General features: G+C 61.2%; 18 protein-coding genes. 16 read left to right on the top strand and 2 right to left on the bottom strand.

Translation table 11 applies throughout. The annotated features are described in order from the left end of the window. Window positions 1-57 precede the first annotated feature (57 nt). Window positions 58-465 carry a ribosome silencing factor gene (gene rsfS / locus BN3789_RS07280; protein WP_187119131.1) on the top strand — a complete coding sequence of 136 codons (408 nt, stop codon included), beginning with the start codon at window positions 58-60 and terminating at the stop codon, window positions 463-465. Window positions 466-546: 81 nt separating this feature from the next. Here the strand turns inward: rsfS and dinB are convergent, their stop codons facing one another. Next, window positions 547-1,818: a DNA polymerase IV gene (gene dinB, locus BN3789_RS07275; RefSeq protein WP_066832192.1), complete on the bottom strand. Its 1,272-nt coding sequence runs from the start codon at window positions 1,816-1,818 to the stop codon at window positions 547-549. Window positions 1,819-2,116: 298 nt separating this feature from the next. On the opposite strand from dinB, the gene rpsP reads away from it, so the two are divergent. The 9 genes from rpsP (at window position 2,117) to ppdK (ending at window position 12,357) form a co-directional block, all read left to right on the top strand. Then, window positions 2,117-2,470: a 30S ribosomal protein S16 gene (rpsP, locus tag BN3789_RS07270; protein ID WP_066832190.1), complete on the top strand. Its 354-nt coding sequence runs from the start codon at window positions 2,117-2,119 to the stop codon at window positions 2,468-2,470. A 38-nt stretch (window positions 2,471-2,508) separates the two neighbouring features. After that, window positions 2,509-2,778: a KH domain-containing protein gene (locus BN3789_RS07265; protein ID WP_066832593.1), complete on the top strand. Its 270-nt coding sequence runs from the start codon at window positions 2,509-2,511 to the stop codon at window positions 2,776-2,778. Between the two features lie 32 nt (window positions 2,779-2,810). After that, window positions 2,811-3,323: a ribosome maturation factor RimM gene (rimM, locus tag BN3789_RS07260; RefSeq protein ID WP_229254253.1), complete on the top strand. Its 513-nt coding sequence runs from the start codon at window positions 2,811-2,813 to the stop codon at window positions 3,321-3,323. Further along, complete coding sequence (trmD, locus tag BN3789_RS07255; RefSeq protein WP_066832186.1) at window positions 3,314-4,084, top strand: tRNA (guanosine(37)-N1)-methyltransferase TrmD; 771 nt, start codon at window positions 3,314-3,316, stop codon at window positions 4,082-4,084. Before rimM ends, trmD begins: the two co-directional genes overlap by 10 nt. 9 nt (window positions 4,085-4,093) lie before the next feature. Next, window positions 4,094-4,654 (top strand): signal peptidase I, encoded by a 561-nt coding sequence (gene lepB, locus BN3789_RS07250; protein WP_066832184.1) that lies wholly within the window; start codon window positions 4,094-4,096, stop codon window positions 4,652-4,654. A gap of 652 nt (window positions 4,655-5,306) precedes the next feature. Continuing rightward, window positions 5,307-6,209 (top strand): glycine--tRNA ligase subunit alpha, encoded by a 903-nt coding sequence (locus BN3789_RS07245; RefSeq protein ID WP_066832182.1) that lies wholly within the window; start codon window positions 5,307-5,309, stop codon window positions 6,207-6,209. A gap of 1 nt (window position 6,210) precedes the next feature. Beyond that, window positions 6,211-8,304, top strand: a complete 2,094-nt coding sequence (gene glyS, locus BN3789_RS07240; protein WP_066832180.1) for a glycine--tRNA ligase subunit beta — start codon at window positions 6,211-6,213, stop codon at window positions 8,302-8,304. 114 nt (window positions 8,305-8,418) lie between these two features. After that, complete coding sequence (locus BN3789_RS07235; RefSeq protein WP_066832178.1) at window positions 8,419-9,276, top strand: pyruvate, water dikinase regulatory protein; 858 nt, start codon at window positions 8,419-8,421, stop codon at window positions 9,274-9,276. Window positions 9,277-9,621: 345 nt separating this feature from the next. Next, window positions 9,622-12,357, top strand: coding sequence for a pyruvate, phosphate dikinase (gene ppdK / locus BN3789_RS07230; protein WP_066832175.1), 2,736 nt, complete (start codon window positions 9,622-9,624; stop codon window positions 12,355-12,357). A gap of 116 nt (window positions 12,358-12,473) precedes the next feature. On the opposite strand, the gene BN3789_RS07225 is transcribed toward ppdK, so the two are convergent. Further along, on the bottom strand, window positions 12,474-13,586 hold the full coding sequence (locus tag BN3789_RS07225) for a GGDEF domain-containing protein (RefSeq protein WP_066832172.1): 1,113 nt from the start codon (window positions 13,584-13,586) through the stop codon (window positions 12,474-12,476). Window positions 13,587-13,917: 331 nt separating this feature from the next. Here BN3789_RS07225 and BN3789_RS07220 point away from each other — a divergent pair, with 331 nt between their 5' ends. The 6 genes from BN3789_RS07220 to BN3789_RS12710 all read left to right on the top strand — a co-directional run bounded on the left by BN3789_RS07220 (window position 13,918) and on the right by BN3789_RS12710 (window position 18,103). Further along, window positions 13,918-14,613, top strand: a complete 696-nt coding sequence (locus BN3789_RS07220) for a polyphosphate polymerase domain-containing protein (protein WP_087199144.1) — start codon at window positions 13,918-13,920, stop codon at window positions 14,611-14,613. Between the two features lie 12 nt (window positions 14,614-14,625). Continuing rightward, a complete protein-coding gene (locus tag BN3789_RS07215; RefSeq protein ID WP_066832162.1) occupies window positions 14,626-15,309 on the top strand; it encodes a DUF4956 domain-containing protein in 684 nt (227 codons plus the stop codon). 15 nt (window positions 15,310-15,324) lie between these two features. Continuing rightward, window positions 15,325-16,530, top strand: coding sequence for a CotH kinase family protein (locus tag BN3789_RS07210; protein WP_066832154.1), 1,206 nt, complete (start codon window positions 15,325-15,327; stop codon window positions 16,528-16,530). 184 nt (window positions 16,531-16,714) lie between these two features. Beyond that, window positions 16,715-17,476: an IS1/IS1595 family N-terminal zinc-binding domain-containing protein gene (locus tag BN3789_RS12720; RefSeq protein ID WP_161938986.1), complete on the top strand. Its 762-nt coding sequence runs from the start codon at window positions 16,715-16,717 to the stop codon at window positions 17,474-17,476. A gap of 35 nt (window positions 17,477-17,511) precedes the next feature. Continuing rightward, entirely contained in the window at window positions 17,512-17,721 is a 210-nt protein-coding gene (locus BN3789_RS12715; RefSeq protein ID WP_147569601.1) for a hypothetical protein, read from the top strand. Window positions 17,722-17,770: 49 nt separating this feature from the next. Continuing rightward, window positions 17,771-18,103 carry a CotH kinase family protein gene (locus tag BN3789_RS12710; protein ID WP_161938985.1) on the top strand — a complete coding sequence of 111 codons (333 nt, stop codon included), beginning with the start codon at window positions 17,771-17,773 and terminating at the stop codon, window positions 18,101-18,103. Window position 18,104: the final 1 nt, after the last annotated feature.

The raw sequence follows: 18,104 nt of genomic DNA, 5'->3' as shown, positions 1-18,104 counted from the left end.
TCTGACACCGAGATCATCGATACGCCCGAGGCCGTCTCTGCGGCCGACGCCGACGCCATGCTCGAGGGCTTCGGCCTGTCCTCCGATCGCACGGCCGCTTCCGCCTCTTCCTCCGGTATCGAGGCGGCGGAGGTTGCCGCCGTCGCCGCCCAGGCGGCTTCCGATAAGAAGGGCGAGGACGTCTGCGTCCTCGACCTCACCGAGCTTTCCGATGTGTGCGACTACTTCGTGATCGCCACCGGCTCGAACAACCGTCTCGTGGACGCCATCGTCGATGAGGTTGAGGAGAAGGTTGCCAAGGCGTTCAGCGAGCACCCGTTCTCCATCGAGGGCCGTGAGGAGGGCACGTGGATCCTCATGGATTACGGCTCGGTTCTCGTGCACGTCTTCACGCCCGAGGCGCGCGAGTACTATCGCTTGGAAAAGCTTTGGGGCGATGCGCCCATCACCCGCTACGAGGACTGATTCATGGCCGGCCACGAGCCGGCCTTTTTTCTCGGTTGACGCAGCCCTTCATGGATGCGCATCGTCCGGAGGGTCCCTGTGCTACTTGTCCCGGCGCACGACAGCGTCGTGGAAGCGGGCGGCGCGACCGAAGCCGACGGCGTCCCTGCCGAACTTCTCCCGCACCTTCTCCATGGTCACGGACAGCTCGCGTCGATCGCTGGTCTGGACGCCGCGCTCGTCGACCGGGCAGAACAGGTCCGTCTGGACGCCTCCCGACATATCGAAGTCGCTGAGACCCAAGCCGGCCAGGCGGATATGCATGCCGGGCGTCCAGATGGAATCGAGCAGCTCTAAAGCGACGGGGACGAACACGTTCTCGTCATCGGTGGGATGGGGGAGCTTGCGCTGGATGGTCCTGCCCTTGCCGTAGGAGAACTTGATCTTGAGCGTCACGGTGCGCCCCGCGAGCCCACGCTTGCGAAGACGCCTTCCGACCGACTCCCCGAGTAGGGCGATCGCGGCGTTCACGTCGGCGCGATCGGTCAGGTCCTCGCCGAAGGTCCTCTCGTTGCTGACCGATTTCACCTCGTCGGGCGCATCGATCGGGGTAACGGAGCTGTGCTCTTTACCGGCTGCGCGAAGCTGCATCATCTCCGCGTTGACGCCGAATACCTGACGAAGGATGCGGACGTCGGCGCGCGCGAGCTGCCCGAGCGTATGGATGCCGATGCGCGCAAGCGACGCTTCCGCTGACTTGCCGATGCCGCTCATGGCCCGGACGGGCAAGGGGGCTAAAAATCCCTCTTCGGTGCCGGGGACGATGACGGTCAGGCCCCGCGGCTTGTCGCGCTCGCTTGCGATCTTCGCCACCGTCTTGTTGCAGCCGAGCCCGATCGAGCACGTCACGCCGAGCTCGCTGACGCGTCGCGAGATGCGCCGGCAGATCTCCACGGGGCTTTCAGCTGAGTATCTTCCCGGGGATATGTCGAAAAACGCCTCGTCGATGGATACTTGGTCCACAAACGGCGTCTCGTCGGACAGGATCGCCATGACCTTCGAGCTCATCTCACGGTAGCGATCGAAATGGCCCCTGGTCCAGATCGCATGGGGGCAGAGCCGCTTGGCCTGGGCGGAGGGCATGGCAGAGTGCACGCCATAGGGCCGCGCCTCATAGGAGGCCGTCGAGACCACGCCCCTCTCCTCGGGGCTGCCGCCCACGATGACCGGCTTTCCGCGCCATTCGGGATGATCGAGCTGCTCCACGCTTGCAAAGAACGCATCGAGGTCGAGCAACCCGATAGCCGGTCCCCTCCAAGCGCCGAGCAGCGCGGAGGCGAACGCTTCGGAATCGTATGTCTGTTCGCCTTTCATGGGTTCAGTATACCGTGCGAGTGAACTTTTGGGGACAGTCCCTTTTGATTCGCGATGGCGCATGTGCGCCATCGCGAATCAAAAGGGACTGTCCCCAAAAGTTCACTTCGAGCGGTATCATCTTGATTTTGCATGGAGGGCTTGCAATATCCGCTTGAGTGGTCAAAATATGAATTTGCCTGCGGCCATACCGAAGAAGTCGCTCTCACGGGCTTCACCTGCTCGGGCTGTTGGCGTATTATTCCATACTGTTTGTTTGTTGGTGCAGCACGTGCTGCATAAGATGGAGGAGTTTTCATTGGCTGTTAAGATCCGCCTCGCTCGTCACGGTTCTCACAAGCGTCCGTACTACCGTGTTGTCGTCGCCGACGCCCGTTCGCCCCGCGACGGCCGTTTCATCGAGGAGGTCGGCCGCTATAACCCGCTGACCAACCCCAAGACCATCAACCTCGACCTCGAGAAGATCGCTGACTGGCAGTCCAAGGGCGCTCAGCTCACCGACGCCGTCGCCGCTCTCGTTCGCGCCGCCGAGGCCGGTCCCAAGACCGAGACCGTGGTCAAGAAGTCCAAGAAGCAGCTTGCCAAGGAGGCCGAGGAGGCCAAGCGTGCTGCTGAGGCTGCTGCCGCCGAGGCTGAGGCCACCGAGGAGTAACATTGTCCGATCAGCTCACTGAGCGCATCGACGATGAGATGACGGATCTCGAGGGCGAGGAGATGATCTCCGACCGCATCGCAGATCTGGTCGAGTACCTAGTTGTCAACATCGTCGATGACGCCGATGCTGTCAGCCTTGAGGTTATTGACGGTGAGGCATCCTCGACCATCGAGGTCTCCGTAGCCACCGATGACGTCGCCAAGGTCATCGGCCGTCACGGTCGCACCATCAAGGCCATCCGCACGCTCGCCCGTGCTCTTGCAGCGCGACTGGGCACGTCGGTTGAGGTGGAGGTCCTGGGATAACCTTGACGACCGCATATAGGAACATCGCCCGTGTGGTATCTCCGCACGGCATCAAGGGGGAGGTTTCCGTAGAAGCTCTGCGGGGCCTTCCCTTCCTTTTACATGAACATATGACCGTCGCCCTTACCCCGCCCGCGCTCAAGCGCGACAGGTTCTGCACGATCGAGAAGGCCGACGAGGTATCCGGCCTCGCGAAGTTCTCGGGCATCGACGACCTGGACGCTGCAGAGGGGATTGCCGGCTGCTACGTGCTCGCCCGTGAGGCCGACTTGGACCTCGGGCTGCTCGACCGCGCGTTTGACGACCTTGTGGGACGCCCCGTTGTCGATGAGCGCTACGGAGAGCTCGGCACGCTGAGCGAGGTCATGGAGACGCCAGCGAACGACGTGTGGGTCGTTCAAGGCGGTCGCTATGGGGAAGTGCTCATCCCCGCTATCGAAGATGTCATCGTCGACCTTTCCGATACGGGTTCGATCTCCGTGCGCATCATGGACGGCCTGATCGACGCCATCGCACACTTGGCAAAGGATGACCCATGCGCATAGAGACCCTCTCGGTGTTCCCCGAGATGTTCGAGCCCGTCATGTCGACCTCCATCCTGGGCCGCGCCCGCCGGGCGGGCATTTTCGAGTTCGAGGCGTACAACCTGCGCGATTGGACGCACGACCACCATCGCACCGTCGATGACGAGCCCTATGGCGGGGGACAGGGCATGCTCATGAAGGTCGAGCCCCTCGCTGAGGCCATCGAGGACATCGCATCGACGGGGCCTCATCCCCATACGATTTTCTTCACGCCCTGCGGCGAGCCGTTCACGCAGCGCACCGCCGAGCGCCTGGCCGCACATGATCGCATCCTGCTCGTCTGCGGCCGCTACGAGGGCATGGACGAGCGGGCCTACGACTATGCCGACGAGCGGATTTCGATCGGCGACTACGTGCTGACCGGCGGCGAGCTCGCCGCCATGGTCGTCGCCGACGCCGTCGTGCGCCTGCTTCCCGGCGCGCTGGGTGACGAGATGTCCAACGTCGACGAATCGTTCTCGGGCGGTGTCGAGGGGGGTCTTTTGGAGTACGCCCAGTACACCAGGCCCGCCGACTTCCGCGGCAAGGGCGTTCCCGACGTGCTCCTCTCGGGAGACCACGCCAAGGTCGACGCATGGCGACGCGCGAACGCGATCGAGCGCACCTGTCGGTGGCGTCCCGACCTCATCGAAGGCGCCGGCCTCACTGACAAGGAACGCGCTTTCGCGCAGGAGTGCATCGAACGCTATCATAGTGCGGAAGCACCATCATCTACCGAGTAGGGAGCGCTCGTGACACCGCACGCCAACTCAACAGTCCGCGACATCATCGAATGGGTCGTCGTATTCGCGATCGCGCTCGCAGCGTGGATGCTCGTCCGCACGTTCGTCATCGAGCCCTATATGGTCCCCACGGGATCGATGGAGAATACGATCGAGATCGGCGACCAGGTCTTTGCGCAAAAGGTCACCACCGAGCTCGGCCAGATGCCGCAGCCCGGTGAGATCATCGTGTTCTCGAACCCCGATGCGAGCTCGGACCACGACATCCTCGTCAAGCGCGTCATCGCGACGGCGGGCCAGACCGTCGATCTGATCGAGGGGCGCGTGTACGTCGATGGGCAGCAGCTCGATGAGCCCTACACGCAGGGTTCGTCCTACCCGCTCGCAAGCCAGGCGGAAGGCGTCCAGCTGTCCTATCCCTATACGGTGCCCGACGGCTGCGTCTGGGTTATGGGGGACAACCGCGAGAACTCCGCCGATTCCCGGTATTTCGGGCCCGTTGAGCAAAGCGAGGTCATCGGTGTCGTCGTCTTCCGCTATTGGCCGCTCAACCGCATCGGCATCCTGTAGAACTGTTGATTAATGCTCCGATGTGCCCCGGCCATCGGTAAATCCACGGGATTACCCGGCAACGGTACCCAGTAACAGTACCCCGAACTGCGAGAGAGGGCCATTCAAGGGACCCTCTCTCGCAGTTCGGGGTACTGTTACTGGGCCCTGTTAGCGGGTGGCCTGGTAAAGGCGGTGATCGAGCTTTGCCACAGAGGCCTGGCCCCACGATGCTCAGCGATTGCTCGCCCCGCGTAGATCCCTCCTTCAGGCGAAAGTGGCTGGATATTTCTATTTTGCTGTTGCGATGCCGTGCGATCGGGCCTGAAACCCGTCGTCGGGACCATCCTACCCTTTGCCTATGCCACATATGAGTCATTCTGAGTCATGGCGCCCTCGCCATAAGCGGCCAATATGGGCATTACGGCCAGAACGAACGACTTCAGCTGAGTCTGCTTACAGCAAAACAGAAATTTTCAGCCACTTTCCTCGGGGACGCAGGCATCCGGTGGCTCTCTGGCCCCATAGAAGGAAGGACGGTACCGTTGATCGGCTCCGCCTTAGAACCCGAACGCGTGGGAATAAGGTGCCAGCTCCTATTTTTCCATCTACAGCCAGGCGTATAAGCTATCATCTTGACCGTATGAACAGTATCGTCGAGGGGAATGTAAGGATGGAAAATTCCGCCCTCTCCTTCCAGGAGATTATCCTCCGTCTCCAGCAGTACTGGGGAAGCCATGGCTGCGTCATCATGCAGCCCTACGATTCCGAGGTCGGTGCCGGCACGTTCCACACCGCAACGACGCTGCGCAGCCTCGGTCCCAAGCCGTGGCGCACCTGCTATGCGCAGCCCTGCCGCCGTCCCGCTGACGGCCGCTACGGCGAGAACCCCAACCGCATGCAGCACTACTATCAGTTCCAGGTCCTCATCAAGCCGAGTCCCGCCAACTCCCAGGAGCTCTATCTGGACTCCCTGAAGGCCATCGGCCTCGATCCCGCGGACCATGACGTCCGCTTCGTCGAGGACGACTGGGAGAGCCCGACGCTCGGCGCCTGGGGCCTCGGCTGGGAAGTCTGGCTGAACGGCATGGAGGTCACGCAGTTCACGTACTTCCAGCAGGTCGGCGGTATCGAAGTCGATCCCGTTCCCGTCGAGATCACCTACGGTCTCGAGCGCCTGGCGATGTACGTCCAAAACGTCACCTCGGTCTACGACCTGGTCTGGAGCTACCTGCCCGACGGCACGCCCATGACCTACGGCGACGTCTTCCTCGAGAACGAGCGCGAGTTCTCCGCATACAACTTCGAGGTCGCCAACGTCGAGATGATGCGCGAGAAGTTCGATGATTACGAGCGCGAGTGCCACAGCTGCCTTGAGGCCAAGCTCCCGCTTCCGGCCTATGACTGCGTCATGAAGTGCAGCCATGCGTTCAACATCCTCGATGCGCGCGGCGCGCTGTCCGCCGTCGAGCGCGCAAACTACATCCTGCGCGTTCGCACGGTCGCCAAGGCCTGCTGCGAGGCGTACCTCGCCGAGGTCGCCGGCGCCGACACTACGGAAGGGGAGGTCGCCTAACATGGCTGAAACCCGCAGTTTCCTGTTCGAGATTGGCACCGAGGAGATGCCCTCGGCGCCGCTTATGAACGCGGTCAAGCAGCTTCCCAAGCTGGCTGCCGCGGGGCTCGACGGAGCCGGCCTCGCTCATGGCGATATTCGCGTCATCTCCTCACCCCGCCGCCTCGCCATCCTCACTACCGTTGCGACCGAGACCGAGGCGATTCACGAGGTCAAGCGCGGCCCTGCCGCCAACATCGCCTTCGACGCGGACGGCAACCCCACGAAGGCCGCCGAGGGCTTCGCCCGCAAGTGCGGGCTGGCCGCCTCCGAGCTCGCGCGCCGCGTCGACACCGACGGCCGTGAGTACGTCTTCGCCGAGAAGGACATTCCCGCCGCGCCGGCCCTGCCGCTGCTCTCCGATCTCTGCCGCTCCATCATCTCCGACCTCGAGTGGCCGAACTACCGCAGCCAGCGTTGGGGCTCCACTCACGAGACGTTCGTGCGGCCCATCCGCTGGATCTGCGCCCTGCTGGGCGACGAGGTCGTCCCGGTGAGCTACGCCGACGTGGAGAGCGGCAACACGACGCGCGGCCATCGCGTGCTCGGCCCCGGCGACCACGTCGTCTTGAATCCCGAGTCCTACGAGCGGGTGCTCGAGGAGAACGGCGTGCTGTCCGAGGAGCGCCGCCGCGAGGTCATCCTCGAGGGCGTCCGGGCCATCGAGTCCGAGCGTGGTGGAGCGCGCGTCGACATGCCCAAGAAGGTGTTCGACGAGGTCGTGAACCTCTGCGAGTGGCCGACCGTGCTCGTCGGCACCTTCGACGAGGAGTTCCTGCACGTCCCGCACGAGATCATCTGCGAGTCCATGCTGTCCAACCAGCGCTATTTCCCCATCTACGACGCGCAGGGCCAGCTGACTCGCGAGTTCGTCGTCGTCGGCAACGGCCGGCCCGAGAACGCCGAGCGCATCGTCGACGGCAACGAGCGCGTGGTTCGCGCCCGCCTGTACGACGCGAAGTTCTTCTACGACGAGGACCTCAAGGTTCCAATGGAGGAGTTCCGCGCGCGCCTCGCAAACGTGGCCTTCCAGGAGAAGCTCGGCAGCGTCCTGCAGAAATCGGAGCGCATGGAGGATCTTGCGCTCGCCATCGCCAGCGCGGCCCACATCGGGGCCCATGCGGCATCCGACGCCCAGCGCGCCGCCCATCTCGCCAAGGCGGACCTCGTCAGCTCCGCAGTCGTCGAGTTCACCAGCCAGCAGGGCGTCATGGGAGGCTATTACGCCAAGGCCGCAGGGGAGAGCGATGAGGTCGCTTCCGCCATCCGCGACCACTACCGCCCCCGCTTCGCCGGCGACGACCTGCCCGAGGGCATCGCGGGCTGCATCGTAGCCGTGGCCGACAAGCTCGACACCATCGTAGGCATGTTCGCCATCGACGAGCCGCCGACCGGTTCCAAGGACCCCTTCGCCCTGCGCCGCAGTGCCATCGGTATCCTGAACATCCTCCGCGAGCGCCTGCATTGCGGCTACGAGGAGCTTGTGGGCCCCGCGCTCGACGCCTACGCCGAACAGGGCCTCGCCTTCGACAAGGACGCCGTCTGCGCCGCCGTGTGCGCCTTCATTAAGGGCCGTATGGAGCAGATGGCTCGTGACGAGAAGATCGCCCCCGATACGGTCGCTGCGGTTTCCGCCGGATCCGTGTCGGCGCCCGTCGACTACTTCGCCCTGGCCCATGAGCTTGAGAACGCGCGCGAAAGCGATCCCGATACGTTCGAGAACCTTGCCACCGCGTACGCGCGTGCAAGCCACCTTTCGGACTCGGACCTCGGCATCGATGTCGACGAGTCCATCATGGGCGATGCCGAGCGCACGCTCATGCATGCAACCGACGCTGCGCTCGAGTACGTGCGAATCGCCTTGGGCAACAAGGACTTCAAGGAGGTCATCTCCGGGCTCGCGGCCCTGCGTGAGCCCATTGACCGCTTCTTCGATGACGTCATGGTCATGGATGACGACCAGGCCCTCCGCGAGAACCGCCTGCGCCTGCTGAACCGCTTCGAGGCCGTCTTCACCGACATCGCCGACATGGGCGCGCTCGCCAAGAAGAAGTAAGCGTCTCGGCACGAATCCTCCCAGCGCGGCGGATACCCTTCACGGGTGTCCGCCGCGCTTTTCTTTCCGGCCGTGCGATACTGGTGGTCCACTGGTTTTCGGAAAGGTAGCGCCATGGGAACAGAGCCGACGAGATCCGCCACCGTCCACGTCATCTCCGACTCGCTCGGAGACACCGCCTGCGAGATGGTGCTTGCAGCCGCGGGCCAGTTTCCTGAAGGATCGATACGCATCGCCCGTCTACCCAAAGTTTCTGACATCGGCCAGGTTGAACGCTATATCGCGCCATGCATCGCTTCGGGTGAGCCCATAGCCGTCTTCTATACGATCGTCGACCCCGGCCTGCGAGACAACCTCGCCTTCACCCTCCAACATCTCGGAGTGCCATCGGTCGACTTGCTGGGATCGGCGCTCAACACCATCTCCGATCTGCTCGGCATGGATCCCGCTGGTACTCCCGGCACCATACATCGGACCGACGAGCGTTACTTCCATCGCATCGAGGCGATGGAGTATTTCGTCGAACATGATGATGGACGCGGAGCCGTGGACCTCTCCGATGCCGACATCGTGCTGCTCGGCGTTTCCAGGACCTCGAAGACGCCGCTGTCCATGTACCTCGCGTTCCAGGGCTACAAGGTCGCGAACATCCCCTTGGCGCACGGTATGGAACCGCCGTCTTCGATCTACGCCGTCGACCCCATGAGGCTGTTCGGGTTGCTGTCGACGACCGATGTCATCGCGAGCATCCGCGACAGCCGGCTCGGGGACGACATGACCCGGGCCGTCGCTTCGTCTTATGCGGACCCCGAGGCCATCGCGCATGAACTCGAGGAGGCGCGAGCGCTCATGAAGCGCCTCGGCTGCTTTGTCGTTAGAACGGACAACAAGGCGATCGAGGAATCAGCCTCCGAGATCATCGGGCGCCTGGAAGCGGTCCAGGAAGCCCGAGCGAAACGCCGCAACCGTTAACCGTCGTGCGTGCAAATCGGGGAGGTACCTGTTTCTTGCACATGCATGCAAGAAACAGGTACCTCCCCGATTTGCACGTCCCCGATTTGCATTGCCTGGGATGGTACGGAAACCATTGTGAAACAATCGCTGCATGGTATCACCATGGTACACATACTAAGACTCCATGCTTAAACCTTTTACCGTTATCGACTGGTACTAAACCAGTTACGCAGTTGGCTAAACGTGCGTCGTGCCGTATTGCGCAGTCCCTCGAACGGCTAGGATATCCGGTACCGGATGCGGATGGGCGTCCGGCAGATACCACGATAGTGCGTACGGGGGTACGCGAGAAAGGGGATTATCGTGAGCGCACAGCAGCGAATCTATCGCTTTGGCACGGACGAGCATGGACGCGATGTGACCGAGGGCTCCTCAAGCATGAATTACATCCTGGGCGGCAAGGGCGCCAACCTGGCCGAGATGGCTCGCATCGGGCTCCCCGTGCCTCCGGGATTCACCATCACGTGCCAGACCTGCGTGGAGTATTCAACTGCCGGCAACACGTGGCCGGAAGGCGCTCTCGATGAGATCGCCGAGGCGGAGGCGGATCTCGAGCGCCGCATGGGCAAGCGCCTGGGCGATCCGGCCGACCCCTTGCTAGTTTCCGTCCGTTCCGGCGCGCCGTTCTCCATGCCCGGCATGATGGACACGGTCCTCAACCTCGGGCTCAACGATGCATCCGTCCAGGGCCTCATCGCGCAGACCGAAAACCCGCGCTTCGCCTGGGACTCCTATCGCCGCTTCATCCAGATGTTCTCCGATGTCGTGCTCGGCGTCGATGCCGAGCTGTTCGAGAACGCCATCACGCAGAAGAAGCTCATCGCAGGGGTCCGAAGCGATGCCGAGCTTTCCGCCGAGGATCTCGAAGAGCTCGTCGCCGAGTTCAAGCAGATCTTCTCCGAGCATGTGGACGCGACCGACCATCCGGAGCTCCTCGTCGACGGCGAGATCGTCTTCCCGGCAGATCCCACTTTGCAGCTCCGCCTGGCGATCCAGGCCGTCTTCGGCAGCTGGATGAACGAGCGCGCCATCCTCTACCGCAAGCAAAACGGCATCCCCGACGACCTCGGCACGGCCGTCAACGTCCAGGTCATGGTGTTTGGCAACAAGGGCGCGACCTCTGCGACCGGTGTCGCTTTCACGCGCAATCCCGCCAACGGGGCACGTGAGTTCTACGGAGACTTCCTTGTCAACGCTCAAGGCGAGGATGTCGTGGCAGGCATCCGGAACACCGAGCCCATCTCCGACCTGAAGACGGTTGAAGGCCTCGAGAGGGCGGGTACGGAGCTCGAGCGCGTCTTCACGGTCTTGGAGAACCATTACCGCGACATGTGCGACATCGAGTTCACCATCGAGCAGGGGCGCCTGTGGATGCTCCAGACCCGTGTCGGCAAGCGCACGGCGACCGCTGCCCTCAAGATCGCCATCGACATGGTCGACGAGGGGCTCATCACGCGCGAGGAGGCTGTCGGGCGCGTCGATCCCGCGCAGCTCGATCAGCTGCTGCACCCGCAGTTCGATGCGAGCGCCGAGCTCGACATCCTGGCGCGCGGCCTGAACGCAAGCCCCGGTGCCGCCGTGGGCGAGATCGTCTTCTCTTCCGATGATGCCGTCGCCCGTGCTGCCGAGGAGCATCCCGTCGTGCTCGTGCGCTGGGAGACCAATCCCGACGACCTCAAGGGCATGGTGGCGGCCGAGGGCATCCTCACGAGCCATGGTGGGAAGACGAGCCACGCCGCCGTTATCGCGCGCGGCATGGGCACGCCGTGCGTCTGCGGTGTCGAGGCGTTCCAGATTGATGCCGCAAAGAAGGAGGTTCGCGTCTCCGGCACGGAAATCGTGCTGCATGAGGGCGATATCATCTCCATCGATGGTGCGACGGGTATCGTCGTTGCCGGAGCCGTTCCCTTGGTCTCCGCGGAGCTGACCGGAGACCTCGAGACAATTCTCGCGTGGTCGGACGAGATTCGCCTGTCCGAGGATGGCGGACGTCCCTGCCATGTTCGCGTCAACGCCGACAACCCCGCAGATGCCAAGCTCGCGCTCGATTTCGGTGCCGAGGCCATCGGCCTGTGCCGTACCGAGCACATGTTCCTCGGAGATCGGAAGAACATCATCCAGACCTACATCCTCTCCGATGATGATGCCGAGCGCGCCGAGGCGCTCCAGGAGCTGCTGCGCGTGCAGACGGAGGACTTCGTCCAGATGCTCAAGACGATGAGCGGGCGACCGATGGTCATCCGACTCATCGACCCGCCCCTGCATGAGTTCCTTGATGATCCGCGCGCGCTTGAGATCTCGATAGCCAAGAGCGAATCCGATGGAGCCGATGAGGCGGAGCTGGCCGCTCTTCGCGACCGTCTGCGTCGAATCGACGCCATGTCGGAGTCTAACCCCATGCTGGGCCTTCGCGGCGTTCGCCTGTCCGTCGTGTATCCCGATCTGCCGCTCATGCAGGTGCGCGCGATCACGACGGCCACGGCTCAGCTCATCAAGGATGGCTATGATCCGCGGCCCGAGATCATGGTCCCGCTGGTCGCCATCACCGAAGAGCACGTGCAGACGCGTGAGATCATCGAACAGGTGATCGCAGAGGTCGAGCGGGATTGCGGCGTCAAGCTCGACATCCCGGTCGGCACCATGCTGGAGCTTCCGCGCGCCTGCCTGGTTGCCGACGATATCGCCCGCCACGCCGACTTCTTCTGCTTCGGCACCAACGACCTCACGCAGACGGCGTTCGGGTTCTCCCGCGACGATGCCGAGGCGAAGTTCATCCCCATCTACCTGCACCGCAAGATCCTCAAGGCCAACCCCTTCGAGACGATCGACGACGCGGTTCTCGAGCTCGTCCGCATGGCGGTGGAGAAGGGCCGTGCGGCGAACCCCGATATGCACTTCGGCGTGTGCGGCGAGCACGGCGGTGACCCGGCGTCCATCGAGAAGTTCTTCAACGTGGCCGGCGTGGACTACGTGTCCTGCTCACCCTACCGCGTGCCCGTGGCGCGTCTCGCCGCCGCCCACGCGAAGCTGAAGCGCTAGCCTTCCCCCTTTTCGCCCAGGGCCCCACAGAGGGGCCCTGGGCTGATCATTCGGGGACGGAGTAAATCTGATCACAGCGCTGCTGTGATCAGATTTACTCCGTCCCCGAATGATCGCTAGTTGGAAAGCGACGTGGTCCAGGTGATGACGATGTTGTTCTTGCCGGCGTGCTTCGCCTCGTAGAGGGCGATATCCGCCATGGCGACCATGTTGTCGAGCTTCACGTCGATGTTCTCGGCGCACACGACGCCGACGCTGCAGGTGAGCTTTCTGCCCGCGAGCTCCCGGCTCTTCATGGCGAACCGGTCGAGCACCAAGCTGAAGCGGCGCCGGATGATCCGCTCATCGACGAGTCCATCCAACAGGATCAGGAACTCGTCGCCGCCGAACCGGCAGATGATGTCGTTCGGGCGGAACAGCTCGCTTAGGATATTGCCCATGCCGATCAAGATCTCGTCGCCCGCACGGTGGCCCAGCGTGTCGTTCACGGCCTTGAAGTCGTCGAGGTCGATAAACGCGATCGCGCAGGTGGAGGAGGGGTTCGTGCGCTCCAGGTACGCATGCGCCTTCTCGTAGAACGCGCGCTTGTTGTACAGGTTGGACAGCGTATCGCGCACACTCAGGCCCTCGTACTTCGCCCTCATGTCATAGGTGTCGAGCCTGTAGCTCATCACGAGCTGAGATACGCAGATGGAGAACAGCAGCCCCACGAACAGCTGGAAGACGTCGTACTGCGCGATAAAGGGGTTCTTGAAGTGCGTCATGATGAAGCAGGCGAGCTCAGCGCACCCCACAAGGCCGTATGAGATCCACGGCGGCAGGATGAAAACGGCGGGAAGCGCCACGCAGACCAGCTGCACGAAGATGCTCGGCGCATCGGGGGAGCCGATCGTGTCGATAGCGATGACGAATCCATACAGGACGACCTCGAACACCACGGTGAGCACCATGATGGCGCGTGACGAGAGGCCCCGCTTATTCTTCAGCAACCAAGTGACGATGCTGAACACGAGCATGGCCGGCAGAAACGCGATATGGTATACGCTCGGCGTCCAGTTTCGGATAAGGCGAGACGCCAGGAAGAGGTTCAGGATAAGCAGGACCAAGGTGGCCGTCGAGGCGAACCGAAGATAGCTCAGGTTCGCCTCGACGATCTCATCGCGCGCCTCACGGAAGTAGGTCTTCAGGCGTGCGAACGGGAAACTGAATATGTAGTCCGAAACTTTCATGAAAGCATCTCTTTTGGCAACGAAAGCCGGAATGGGCAGGGATACCAACATAGTATCCCTCAAGCGATGGGGTTTGAAACTTAAATTGTCCCCATATCTGGTGTGAGGGCGCTCAACCAATGCTATATTTTATAGGTACGAACGGTAAATGTGAGGAAGGATAGGTCGGGTTCCCTTCAGGAGTCTCAAGGTACGCTAGGTTGCGGGACGGCACCCCTGACCAAGCGCCCAACTCCGAATGCACGGACAATTAAGTCATTTGCGGGCATGCATCGGCTGCATGCTCCCTTTGTTGCACCTCCTGAACGGATCCCCGGATAGGGGAGTGACGTTGCGCCAGGTAACGCGACAGGAAAAGAAATTTCTCATCGATCCCGTCACCGCGGTCAAGCTGAGGCGGCGGCTCGGTGCCATCATGCAGGAAGACGAGCACAACGGCTCCTGCGGGTACCGCATCCGCTCGCTGTACTTCGACACGCTGCACGATCGGGATTTTGTCGAGAAGCTCTTCGGTACCGATCCGCGCCGTAAGGTGCGTCTGCGCCTGTACGATCCTGCAGGCGATTTCGCCCTGCTCGAATGCAAGCAGAAGCAGGGTGACGACCAGATGAAGCGTTCGCTTCCGCTCAATCGTGAAGAGGCTCAGGCCCTGGTCAAGGGAGATATGGGCTGGATGCTTCAGCGCCCCGAGACCTTCGCGTCAGAGATGTACTCACTTATCACCATCAATGGGTACAAGCCGAAGGCCATCGTCGAGTACAAGCGCCAGGCGTTTGTGGCGAAGGAGAACCGCATCCGCATTACCTTCGATACCGAGGTGCGGGCCACGGAGGCCAACGTCAACCCGTTCGATGAGAATCTCTGCTTGCATCCGGTGCTCGACCCGTTCAACGTGATTCTCGAGGTCAAGTACAACGGGTTCTTACTGAGCTACATCAAAGACGCCATCAATTCGGTCTCAAAGCGACCGCTTTCAGTGAGCAAGTACTGTCTGAGCCGTGACATCACCATGGGTTATCAATTCTAGGGAGGAAACAACGTGAGACAGGAACTTTATCAGCTGCTTGAGGGCTCCGCCTCAGTTATCGGTTTCGAGGACGCCGCGCTACGCGTGATCATCTCAGCATGCCTGGGCCTCGCCATCTTCTTCTCGTACTGGGTTTCCCATGCGGGAACGATCTACTCTCAGAAGTTCAACGTCAACCTGGTGACGCTGACCGTTCTGACCACCACCGTCATGATGGTCATCGGCTCGAGCATCGCTTTGTCCCTTGGTATGGTCGGTGCCCTGTCCATCGTGCGTTTCCGCACTGCCATCAAGGACGCCCGCGACACGACCTATATCTTCTGGGCGATCATCTGCGGCATCTGCTGCGGTGTCGCGCAGTTCCTGGCCGCTGCCGTCGGCAGCGCCGTCGTGTTCTTGCTTATGCTGCTGCTCGGTCGTATCCGCAATGACGTCCGCACGCTGATCATCGTGCGCGCCGCCCGGATCCGCGAGGTCGAGGTCCAGGGTCGTATCTACGAGTATCTCGGCAACAAGGCTTCGCTGCGCGTCAAGAATACGACTGAAGATTCCGTTGAGCTCATCTACGAGATCAGCAAGGGCGCACTCGATCGCGCCCAGAAGCCCGGCGGACCGTCGCTCACCGACCGTCTGTATGAGCTCGAGAACATCGATTACGTGAACATCGTCGCGCAGAACGACGAGATCGGCAGCTAAGATATCAGGGGTTATATGCGTACACGTATCATTGTCATTCTTTCCAGTTTCGCGCTGATCGCCGTAGCGGTTTTCGCCCATTTCGCGACCTGGGAGATTGCGGAACGAAATGAATACGAGAATCGCGTGCTGCAGCATAAGACGTCGCAGCAGCTTTCTGATCTTTCTGCCGAGGATCAGGCTGCTGCCTCGTCGCTGAATACCGACCCTGCCACCTTCGCTACGCATCTACCCATCATCTCGATTGACACCGGTGGCCAGAAGATTCCCGGCGGCCCGATGTACGATGCGGACGGCCGTGTCATTCGTGATGAAAACAAGATCGCGGTCCCTGAACCTGCTGCTGATGGATCTGATACGGTTGTTGCATCTTTACAACAATTTGATTCAGAAGGTTCAGCGAATAGGCTGTCCGATGAACCTAACTTGACTAGCAACTGTCTTATTCGCGTCAGAGGCAATTCCTCGCGATTGTTTGATAAGCATAATTTTGCAATTACTCTCATTAATGAAGACGGGACTGACAACAACTTACCCCTCTTGGGAATGCAGGAGAGTGAAACTTGGGCCTTGCATGGACCAGCGGTCGATAAGTCGTTAATGAGGAACTATATTGCATACAATATTGCAGGACAATACATGAGTGAATATGTTCCTGATGTACGATACTTTGAACTCTATCTTAATAATGAATATCAGGGCGTTTACCTTGCGGTTTCCACCATCAAGATGGAGGAAGGTCGTGTTGAGATAAATGAATCTGATCCGAATCAAGCTGAAACCAGCTATATCATTGCGCTTGACGAAACAGCCTCATCAAGCACCACAATTTCTGACTTTCTCCTGTATACGCGTAGGTCTATCAACTATCTGGATATTATTTATCCTAATGAAACCACATTGACAGAGGCGCAGCGAAGGTACATTGAACAAGATGTTAGCGATTGGGAGAAGGCTCTGTATTCATATGACTACGATACTGCCCAATACGGGTATTGGACAACTCTTGACGTTGAAAGCTTCGTTGACCTGTTCGTGCTCAATGAGTTTGTAATTAACGATGATTTCAGCGCGTATTCCACTTACTTATTTAAAGACATTCGTGGCCTTGTGACTCTTGGTCCAGTTTGGGATTACGACAATACTTTTAATAACTACCAAGACCCAACCCCTGTTAATGAGTTTTATCTCATTGAACGCAATTGGTATTATATGCTGTAAAATGATCTTTTGCACAGTGTGGATAGATTCGCCGTCCCGACTGCCTCGGTCGTATAATCCGAGATGACATAGCACGCCCGCGAGAGCGTCCCGCGGGGTGCCGCGCTCTCGCGACGTGGTGGTCCGGATCGCGCGGCATCCCGCGGGACGGGATCGGACCACCACCATGCGCGCAAGGAAGAAGATGCCCTCGGCGTCCGCGACGCCGTGGGACGGCGTCCCCGAATCGGACGTCACGCCCGCCCAGGCGCTCGTCGCCCGGGCCCACCGCGAGGCCTACGCCGCCAGGCACGCCCCGACCGCCGGGGACGCGGAGTTCCTCAACGGGTACGAGCGGGCATCCTGCCCGCGGTGCGCGTCGCCCGACATCGTGCGCGACGGTTTCGACTCGCGCGGCGTCAGGCGCTGGGCCTGCCGGTCCTGCGGCAGGACGTTCACGCCCGCCACGGGGACCATCTTCGAGGGGCGCAAGGTGCCGGTCTCGGATTGGTGCGAGTTCGTCATCCAGCTGCTCTCCTTCGACAGCGTCCGCGAGATAGCCCGCTCGAACCGCAGGTCGCCGACCACCCCGCCCTGGTGGCTCGCCAAGCTCTTCCTCGTGCTCGACGGGATCCAGGACGGCACCGTCCTCTCCGGGCGCGTCCAGATTGACGAGACGTACTACCCGGTCCCCGCGGCGGAGGCCGAGCGCAACGCCGACGGCTCCCTCAAGCGGGGCCTGTCGCGCAACAAGCTGTGCATCGCGGTCGCGACCGACGGCCGGGGCCGGTCCGCCTCGAGTCGTACTCGACGCTGGCGAGCCCGAGCTCGCGGACCAGGGCGCTCGCGGCCTACTCGGGCCACGTCGCGCGGGGCTCGACGCTCCTGCACGACAAGGAGAAGTCCCACCGCGCCCTGGTCCGCGAGCTCGGGCTCGCCAGCGTCGAGTACGACTCGAGGCGGCTGAAGAGCCTGCCCGACCGGGAGAACCCGCTGGCGGACGTGAACCGGCTGCACTTCCTGCTGAAGTCGTTCCTGGACGCCCACAAGGGCTTCGACCGCGCCGACCTGAAGGGATGGCTCGACCTGTTCAGCGTCATCGCCAACCCGCCGTCAGGCGCCATGGAGAAGGCCGCGATGGTGCTCGGTCGCGCCATGGAGTGCCCCGGTACGCTGAGGTACCGGGACTTCTATGGAGGAGGCCGCAGCTAGGCGGCATATATGGAGTCAAATCTATCCACACTGTGCAAAAGAGCATTGTATGCTGTTTAAAGATGAGCAGTTCTGCAAGCTTGTCATTGACAGATATAGAGACCTTCGTGAAGGTGTCATGTCTGATCAAAGTTGGCTCCAAATGATCGATGAAGTCGCTGACTATCTTGGACCCGCTGTTCAGCGAGATGCTAATCGATGGGCGATGGAGTCCCCTGAAGATACCGCCATCGATCCTGAATCTAGACGCCCAAAGAATTTTGAAGAAGCAGTCTCAGATCTTAAGACATTTATTACTTCACGTGGTGCTTGGCTTGATAGGTACATCGAGAACCTTCGTCAGTATTCGCACGAATCGGCTGTTAAGAAATTCAACCACTAAG

Origin of the sequence: Collinsella ihumii, from assembly GCF_900046475.1 — a bacterium.
Taxonomy (GTDB): Bacteria; Actinomycetota; Coriobacteriia; order Coriobacteriales; family Coriobacteriaceae; genus Collinsella; species Collinsella ihumii.
The sequence above is the reverse complement of the archived record's forward strand: the minus strand, read 5'-3'. Positions and strand labels throughout refer to the sequence as shown.

Excerpts from the sequence above, each read along its gene's own strand:
- rsfS (WP_187119131.1), top strand. The coding sequence starts at position 58 with ATGCTCGAGGGCTTCGGCCTGTCCTCCGATCGCACGGCCGCTTCCGCC.
- BN3789_RS07235 (WP_066832178.1), top strand. The coding sequence starts at position 8,419 with ATGGGAACAGAGCCGACGAGATCCGCCACCGTCCACGTCATCTCCGAC.
- trmD (WP_066832186.1), top strand. The coding sequence starts at position 3,314 with ATGCGCATAGAGACCCTCTCGGTGTTCCCCGAGATGTTCGAGCCCGTC.
- glyS (WP_066832180.1), top strand. The coding sequence starts at position 6,211 with ATGGCTGAAACCCGCAGTTTCCTGTTCGAGATTGGCACCGAGGAGATG.
- BN3789_RS07225 (WP_066832172.1), bottom strand. The coding sequence starts at position 13,586 with ATGAAAGTTTCGGACTACATATTCAGTTTCCCGTTCGCACGCCTGAAG.
- BN3789_RS12710 (WP_161938985.1), top strand. The coding sequence starts at position 17,771 with ATGCTGTTTAAAGATGAGCAGTTCTGCAAGCTTGTCATTGACAGATAT.
- dinB (WP_066832192.1), bottom strand. The coding sequence starts at position 1,818 with ATGAAAGGCGAACAGACATACGATTCCGAAGCGTTCGCCTCCGCGCTG.
- BN3789_RS12720 (WP_161938986.1), top strand. The coding sequence starts at position 16,715 with ATGCCCTCGGCGTCCGCGACGCCGTGGGACGGCGTCCCCGAATCGGAC.
- BN3789_RS07265 (WP_066832593.1), top strand. The coding sequence starts at position 2,509 with ATGACGGATCTCGAGGGCGAGGAGATGATCTCCGACCGCATCGCAGAT.
- BN3789_RS07210 (WP_066832154.1), top strand. The coding sequence starts at position 15,325 with ATGCGTACACGTATCATTGTCATTCTTTCCAGTTTCGCGCTGATCGCC.
- BN3789_RS07245 (WP_066832182.1), top strand. The coding sequence starts at position 5,307 with ATGGAAAATTCCGCCCTCTCCTTCCAGGAGATTATCCTCCGTCTCCAG.